This window comes from uncultured Bradyrhizobium sp. (assembly GCF_936928535.1).
Lineage (GTDB): Bacteria > Pseudomonadota > Alphaproteobacteria > Rhizobiales > Xanthobacteraceae > Bradyrhizobium.
Window position 1 is genome coordinate 1 of the sequence record NZ_CAKZHY010000009.1, and the last position, 7,378, is coordinate 7,378.

Annotated in this window: 7 protein-coding genes; all 7 read left to right on the forward strand. The window is 63.8% G+C overall.

Annotation, left to right across the window (positions count from 1 at the left end; all coding sequences use genetic code 11):
• Nucleotides 1–319 precede the first annotated feature (319 nt).
• Nucleotides 320–1,159: a shikimate dehydrogenase gene (locus Q0687_RS00850; RefSeq protein ID WP_298870963.1), complete on the forward strand. Its 840-nt coding sequence runs from the start codon at nucleotides 320–322 to the stop codon at nucleotides 1,157–1,159.
• Nucleotides 1,160–1,179: 20 nt separating this feature from the next.
• Nucleotides 1,180–2,010: an amidohydrolase family protein gene (locus Q0687_RS00855; protein WP_298870965.1), complete on the forward strand. Its 831-nt coding sequence runs from the start codon at nucleotides 1,180–1,182 to the stop codon at nucleotides 2,008–2,010.
• Between the two features lie 23 nt (nucleotides 2,011–2,033).
• Nucleotides 2,034–3,188: an ABC transporter substrate-binding protein gene (locus Q0687_RS00860; RefSeq protein WP_298870968.1), complete on the forward strand. Its 1,155-nt coding sequence runs from the start codon at nucleotides 2,034–2,036 to the stop codon at nucleotides 3,186–3,188.
• Nucleotides 3,189–3,305: 117 nt separating this feature from the next.
• The gene (locus Q0687_RS00865) at nucleotides 3,306–3,890 is read left to right on the forward strand and encodes a HutD family protein (RefSeq protein WP_298870970.1); all 585 of its coding nucleotides are present in this window, start codon (nucleotides 3,306–3,308) and stop codon (nucleotides 3,888–3,890) included.
• Between the two features lie 118 nt (nucleotides 3,891–4,008).
• Nucleotides 4,009–5,214: an adenylate/guanylate cyclase domain-containing protein gene (locus tag Q0687_RS00870; RefSeq protein ID WP_298870975.1), complete on the forward strand. Its 1,206-nt coding sequence runs from the start codon at nucleotides 4,009–4,011 to the stop codon at nucleotides 5,212–5,214.
• 92 nt (nucleotides 5,215–5,306) lie between these two features.
• Nucleotides 5,307–6,104: an adenylate/guanylate cyclase domain-containing protein gene (locus tag Q0687_RS00875; protein WP_298870973.1), complete on the forward strand. Its 798-nt coding sequence runs from the start codon at nucleotides 5,307–5,309 to the stop codon at nucleotides 6,102–6,104.
• A gap of 314 nt (nucleotides 6,105–6,418) precedes the next feature.
• Nucleotides 6,419–7,378: carbohydrate porin (locus Q0687_RS00880; protein ID WP_298870979.1), on the forward strand; the 960-nt coding region annotated here is incomplete at its 3' end.

Sequence of the window (7,378 nt, forward strand, 5' to 3'; positions counted from 1 at the left end):
AGCGCGGCTTGGTTGGAAGGCCCCAGGGGACCCGTTACCCCATCTACGCTTCCGACCACACCCACTGACGTCATCCTGAGGTGCGAGCCGCGAAGCGCAACGCGCTTCACGGTGAGCCTCGAAGGATGGGCCACGCGCGCGCCTGCAGCCCATCCTGCGAGGCGCGCAAGGGCGCGCACCTCAGGATGACGTCGGTGGTTGTGGCGGATCCCCAAATTCACATTGCACCCGCTAGCCATTCCCTCTAATGCTCTTGTACATCTGACCAAATAACATGGTCGCGCGCCGAATGGCACGTGTCAGGGACGGGAAGCGCAGCATGTCGCAGGATGGGTTCGGGCTGGCGGGGGTCATCGGCATGCCGGTGGCGCATTCGCGCTCGCCGGTCATTCACAATTACTGGCTGAAAGCCCACGGCATCCGCGGTTCCTATGTGCCGCTGGCGGTGAAGCCGGAGCGGCTGGACGATGCACTTCGCGGCCTCGTCGCGCTCGGGTTCCGCGGCTGCAACGTCACCATGCCGCATAAGCAGACGGCAATGGCCCAACTCGCCCGCGTCAACGAGACCGCCAGGCGCATCGGCGCCGTCAACACCATCGTGGTCGAACAGGACGGCACGCTGTCCGGCTTCAACAACGACGGCAACGGCTTCTTGCAGAGCCTGCGCGACGCCAAGGCCGACTGGCGCGGCGATGCCGGGCCGATCCTGCTGCTCGGCGCGGGCGGTGCCTCGCGCGCGGTGGTCGTCGCGCTGCTCGAAAACGGTGCACGCGAGATACGCATCGCCAACCGCACGGCGGAGAAAGCGGAGGCGATTGCGAAGGAGTTCGGCTCGGCCCTCAGCACGGTCGCATGGGACGATCGCGCTGCGGCACTTGGCGACGTCGCACTGCTCGTCAACTGCACTGATCGCGGCATGGTCGGCAAGAGCGCGCTGGAGATTGATCTGTCGCGGTTGAAGCCCGCAACGCTCGCCGCCGACCTCATCTACACGCCGCTGGAGACGCCGTTCCTGGCTGAGGCCCGTGCGCGCGGCTGCGTCACCGTGAATGGACTCGGCCTGTTGCTCAACCAGGCGCGGCTCGCCTTCAAGGCCTGGTTCGGCGTCATGCCCGACGTCACGCCCGAGCTGATCAAGGCGATCGAAGCGACGTTCTGAACCGCGGGGAGCTCTGTGCCATGACATTGCCGGCGGGCCCCAAGATCGACTGTCACATCCACGCCATCGATCCCGTCCGTTTTCCCTATGCCGCCGATACGCCGTATCGCCCGGGCGGGCAGGAGATCGCGCCGGCCGCGCAGCTCATCCGTGTGTTCGACGCATTTGATGTTCGCCATGCGCTCGTGGTCGCCACCAACACCGGCTACGGCAGCGACAGCCGCATCCTGCTCGACACCTTGAGGCAGGGTGGCGGCCGCTTCAGGGGCGTCGCCGTGGTCGAGAACGACGTCGACATCCGCGAGCTCGAGCGCTTGAAAGCCGCCGGCGTGATCGGCGTTGCCTACAACGTTCCGTTCCACGGCGCTGATTATTATCGCAACACCGCGCCGCTACTGGAGAAGCTGGTCAGCCTCGGCCTATTCCTCCAGATCCAGGTCGAGAACGATCAGCTGCTTGATCTGCTGCCGCTGATCGAGAAGTCAAACGTCAAGCTGGTGTTCGACCATTGCGGCCGGCCCCCGGTCGCGCAAGGCGTGAACGGCAAGGCCTTTCAGGCACTGCTCGCGATCGGCCGCGATCGCGACGCGTACGTCAAACTGTCGGGCTATTACAAATTTTCCGAGCAGCCGCATCCCTATGAGGACACCTGGCCCTTCATCGCAGCGCTGGTCGAAGCCTTCACGCTTCATCGCTGCGTCTGGGGCTCGGACTATCCGTTCCTGCGCGCGGCTGAACGGCTCGACTACGGGCCGCTGCTCGCGCTGCTACCAAAATTGTTTCCGGATCCAGGCGACCAGCATCGCCTGCTGTGGCGAACGCCGGCGAAACTGCTCGGCTTCGACGAATAACAAAGCAGAAGGGGAGGAATATCATGAGGCATCTTGCAGGTACGCTCGCCATCGCCCTGGCGGCAGCGCTCTCGACAGCCGCGGCCCGTGCGCAGAGCACCGTTTACATCCCTGACGTCATCGAGCTCTCCGGCCCCGGCGCAGTCTCGGGCACCAACTGGCGCGATGGCGTCGCGCTCGCAGTCGACGAGATCAACGCTGCCGGCGGCATTCTGGGGCGCAAGATCGAGACCGAGCATCTGGACACCCAGAGCAACCCCGGCATCTCGCGCGCGCAGGTGCAGAAGGTCCTGGACAAGGATCCTTACGTGGTGCTCGGGCCGATCTATTCCGGCTCGGTGAAGGTCAACATGGCGCTGACGCAACAAGCCGAGATCCCGCAGATCGTCGGCGCCGAGGCCGCCGATATCACCACGCAGGGCAATCCCTGGATCTTTCGCACCGCCTTCGGCCAGCAATTCTCGATGCCGAAGATCGCCAACTATCTGCACGACAAGCTCAAGGTGAAGTCGGTCGCCGTGCTCTGGGTCAACAACGATTTCGGCAAGGGTGGCCACGACAATTTTCTGAAAGAGATGAAGTCACGCAACGTCGAGATCGCGGTCGATATCTCCACCGAGCAGGGCCAGGTCGATTTCGGCTCCGACGTGATCAAGCTCAAGGGCGCCAAGGCCGATGCTGCCTTCATCTACACCAATGAGGAGGAAAGCGCGCGCTTCCTGATCGAGGCGAAGCGGCAGGGCCTGTCGACGCCGCTGTTCGGCGAGACCACGCTGCTCAGCCAGAAGGTGGTCGAGCTCGCCGGCCCCGCCGCCAACGGCGTGCGTGGGCATGTCGGCCTTTCCGCCGATGCGCCGGTGCCCGCGATCGAAGCGTTCACGAAGAAATTCACCGAGCGCTTCAAGTACCGGCCCGATCATAACGGCATCAAGGGCTACACCGCGGTCTATCTCGTCAAATACGTCACCGAGAAGATCGGCAAGTTCGACAGCAAGGCTTTTGGCGCGGCCATGAAAGGCCTGACGCTGACGCCTGACAAGGCGCCGGGCATGCTGATGGAAGCCAGCTGGGACCAGAACGGCGACATCGACCGCGCCAGCTTCCTCGCCGAGATCGTCGACGGCAAGCAGAAGATCGTGGAGACTCTGCCGAAGCTGAACGGCGGGAAGAGCGAGTGAGGGGCGCGCTATCCCTCATCGTCGTCCTGGCTTTCGCCAGGACGACGGCGTTGGTAAGGTGACCCATCACTGCGTGCGCTTGCGCACGTGATCCTCGCCTCACCGGACAACGTATCCATGAAAACCACGCTGCTGAAACCCGAAGACTACACCCGCGCGCCATGGAAGAACGGCGGCGGCGTCTTTACCGACATCGCGGATGCGCATCGGCCCGGCACTGATGTGAAGGACTGGGACAGCCTGCTGTGGCGCTTCGCCTCGACGCCGATCGTCGCGCCCGGGCCGTTCTCGCACATGCCTGGCATCGACCGCCTGCAGATGGTGGTCGGCGGGCGCGGGCTGGTGCTGAAGGCCGGGGGACAGGAGTTCGACGAGCGCGAGCCGTTCACGACGGTGCGCTTCACCGGCGAGATGGAGATCGTGACCGAGCTCGAGGCCGGCCCGGTCGAGGTCGTCAATCTGATGGCGCGGCGCGGTGCTGTGGAGATCGAAATGTCGGCGCTCAAGGCGCCCGGCGAGCGGCCTTTGCCCGCTGCCACGCATCTGGTCTATGCGCTGTCCGACGATTGTCACATTCGACTCAATGGCGAGCGATTTCTCGTTCCCGGTGGCAGCACGCTGAAAGTCGAGCTGGCCGAGGCCTCCAGCTTGACATCAGTTTCGGGACTGGCGGTGCTGGCATCGATCCGGCTCGCCGGTTAGGCGGCGGTCGTGCGAATGCGCACAATCCGTGCAACTGGCTAGGTTGACGCGGGCCATCCGGAACACGATATCTGCGGGCATGAAGATCGCCGCCCAAGGCAAGCCAGATGGCCAGAATATGAGTGCTCCCGACAAGATTCCCGCCGCCACGCTGTCCGACGGCGTCGTCGACTGGCTGACCACCGGGACGCAGAACGAGCGCTTCATCGACAACATCTTCGCGCAGATGTGCATCCGCCTCCAGCAAACCGGCATTCCGCTCAAGCGCTCGACGCTTCATGTCCAGATCCAGCACCCGCAATGGCTTGGCGCCCGGATCATGTGGGCCGACGGGATGCACGACGCTGAAATCGGGCGGGTCGATTTCGATGTCAGGGAACGCTCCGAATTCATCGGCAGCCCTGCCAACGAGATGCTGGACGGCGCCACCGAGGTGCGGGAGAACCTCGAACGAGATCCGGCGCTCGGCCGCAAGCACGCGCTCTATGACGAGATGCGGTCGAAAGGCCTGACCGACTATGTCGCCTGGCCGCTCTACCATACGCTGGGCAAGCGCCATCTCGTCACCTTCGCGACCGACCGGCGCGGCGGCTTCGAGGATGCGCACATCGCGGCATTGAAGAAATTGTTGCCGGTGCTGGCGCTGGTCAGCGAAATCCGCATCAAGAACCGCCTGGCGCGCACGCTGCTGGAGACCTATGTGGGCTCCCATGCCGGTGAGCTGATCCTTGCCGGCGCCACGCGCCGCGGCACCGGCACGACGGTGCGCGCCGCAATCATGATCTGCGACCTCCGCGATTTTACCAAGATCTCCGACAATTGGCCGCGCGACGACGTCATCGATCTCCTCAACGATTATTTCGACGCGATGTCGGAGCCGATCGCGCGGCATGGCGGCGAGATCCTGAAGTTCATCGGCGACGGTTTGCTTGCCATTTTCCCGCTGAGCCAGCCCAACGCCTGCGCCAATCTGTTGCGCGCCGTCACCGAGGCCCGCAAGGCCATGGCCGCGCTGAACGAACGCAACAACGGCACGGGCCGTGCGCCGCTGAATTACGGCATCGGCGTGCATGTCGGCGACGTCATGTACGGCAATATCGGATCATCAAGCCGGCTCGACTTCACGGTGATCGGCCCCGCCGTCAACATGGCCTCGCGGCTCGAGACGCTCACCAAGCAGATCGGCAAGCCGGTGCTGCTGTCACGCGATTTCGCCGAGCAGGTGGATCGGGAATTCGAGCTCGAGCGGGTCGGCAAACATGCCGTGCGCGGCTTCAGCGATCCGATCGAGCTGTTTGCGTTTGAGCCGTCGGCGCCGACGTAAACCGCGCCGCGTGACCGCGCGCTGTTGCCAAGGCGCCAGCGTCCAATTACGCTTCAGGTCCAACAAATGGTCCAGCGATCAGCCGCCTCGTCATGCCCAAATTCCTTCGCATTGGCCTGCTCCAGTCCAACGTATCCGGATACACGTCGAAGGCGTGGTGCGTGCGGCGGGTCGGCTCGGCGGTGTTCCTGAAATGGGGCGCCGTCGAAGTGCAGGGCGCCGGCAAGAGCCGCAAGGTCTACTGGATGCATCTGCCTCAGGAGAAAACCATCCGCTGCGGCACGGCAGAGCGTGCCCAGGATTACACCAAATCGGCGATCGCGCGACGGCGCAGTCACGACTATGAACCGTTGAGTGGTGCCATTGGCATCAGGAGAAAATCCGCCAACGGTAGCGCGGAGCTCAAGCAGACGCTCGCCACGATCCTGATTGTCGACATCGTCGGCTCGACGGCAAAGGCCGCAAAGCTCGGTGATGCGCGCTGGACCAAGGTCATGGGCCTCTATTATGCCGCGGTCCGCAAGGAGCTGAAATCGTCGCGCGGCAAGGAAGTCGTGACCACCGGTGACGGCGTGCTGGCGACCTTCAAGGTGCCGGCGGCCGGCATCAATTGCGCGACCGCGATCCAGAAGGCCGTGCGCACGCTCGGCCTCGAGATCAGGGTCGGCCTGCACGCCGGCGAATACACGATCAGCGGCGGCGAGATGGTTGGTCTTGCCTTCCACATCGGCACCCGCGTCGCCGCCAAGGCGCGCGCCGGCGAAGTGCTGGTCTCGAGCGCGGTGAAGGACCTGCTCGCCGCGCAATCCCAGATCCGCCTCAGGGATCACGGCAGCCATCAGCTCAAGGGCGTGCCGGCGCGGTGGCGGCTGTATCGCGTGGAGGCTTGAAGGCGCGATGCTCCTGTCGCCACCGCCTTCGTCGCTCTCGCCGTTCTTCCCGATGCGTTCTCCCTCGCCATCGCAGCGCTGGAAAAAATCCCCGCCGCTCTGAAGTCGAAATCCCGTAGCCTGATGCCTCCCGCTGGCCGCGGCGTGCAAGACGCCTCGATCGCCAACAGGCCGGGAATAAACACAAGCTCGAATTGATCCTGATCAGGGGAACCGCGGCGGACCGGCGGCGCGCCTTGGCGCGTGCGACGTCGCTGTGGCGTGGGGGTATCAGCCAAAAACAGAAGACGCTCGAGACCCTGGGAGTATTGGAAATGCCGTTGGATTGGTCTGTGAACGCCGCACGTGCGTGCGGCGTGGGGATTTTCTTGTCATCATTGTTGGGCGGTGGAGTGCATGCCGCTGATCTCTTAACGAAAGCTCCGCCTGTTCCCTATGCCGCGGCCGATGATTTCTGGATGAGGCCGTATTTGTTTGGCGATCTCGGCAGGACGAAGCTGAAAGAGCAGGGCATCTCCCTGGCGCTGACGCTGGGCGACGAAGCCGTCACCAACCTATCGGGCGGAGCAAGGAACACCGCGGCGAACGCCGGTCAGCTGTGGTTTCAGGCCAAGTTCGACCTGGCGAAGCTGGCCGGGATCCCGGGCGGTACCGTTGGCCTCACGCTGGTTGACCGCTTTGGCCACAATCTGAATGCCGAGGCAGACATTCCCGCCCTGCAGCTCACCAATGAAGTCTTTGGCCGGGGAAGCATCGTGCGCCTGACCGAGCTCTACTACGCGCAGAAGCTGTTTGACGATCGCCTCGAGCTCAAGGCTGGCCGCCTGCCTGTCGGCTCCGACTTCTTCTTCGGCGAGTGCGAGTTCATCAACTTGACCTTCTGCGGCGGTCAACCCGGCAACATCCTGGGCGGCTACATCTTCAACTGGCCGGTGAGCCAATGGGCCGGATTGGCTCATTTCAACCTGACCAAGGAATGGAAGATTTCGGTCGGCGTCTACGATGCCAATCCGAATTATCTGACGACGTCAGACTCCGCCGTCTACTTCTTGCCCGGCATCCCTGCTTCAAGCCCCGCGACGGGCGTGATGGTTCCGGTGGAGTTGACCTGGACGCCGAGTGGTCCGCTGACCGGGACCTGGAGATTCGGCGGCTGGTATGACAATGCGTCGACGATTGATGGCGGTCTTCCGGGCATCGTTGCGACGATTCCGGGCGTCGGTGATGGGGTGGACGGCCCCCTACGGCATCAGTGTGCCAGAATGAGGTTGTCA